Source organism: Paraburkholderia sp. SIMBA_027, assembly GCF_046535315.1.
GTDB lineage: Bacteria > Pseudomonadota > Gammaproteobacteria > Burkholderiales > Burkholderiaceae > Paraburkholderia > Paraburkholderia tropica.
In genome coordinates this window covers 1-269 of record NZ_JAWRWY010000660.1, presented here as the reverse complement: position 1 = coordinate 269, position 269 = coordinate 1, and the positions used below count along the sequence as shown (strand labels likewise).

The following is a 269-nucleotide window of genomic DNA, read 5'->3' as shown; positions in this document are numbered from 1 at the left end:
CCAGCCATGCGGACATCCCGGTTAAACCGTTTGCCGTTGCCACTTCGTTACGACCAAACACGTCAGAAGAGAGCGTAATCAGCGCGCCAGACAGTGCCTGGTGGGCAAAACCACCGATACACAGCAGCATAATTGCGACATACGGGTTGGTGAACAGACCGATCATACCCGGGCCAATCATCAGCACAGCACCCAGCGTTACGACCATCTTACGGGAAACGATCAGGTTCACACCAAACCAACGCTGGAACAGCGGCGGCAGGTAACCA

The 269-nt window shown here is 55.4% G+C and carries 1 pseudogene; it reads right to left on the bottom strand.

The window, feature by feature from the left end:
- Nucleotides 1-269: pseudogene (locus SB764_RS40650) on the bottom strand (MFS transporter); the annotation flags it as partial.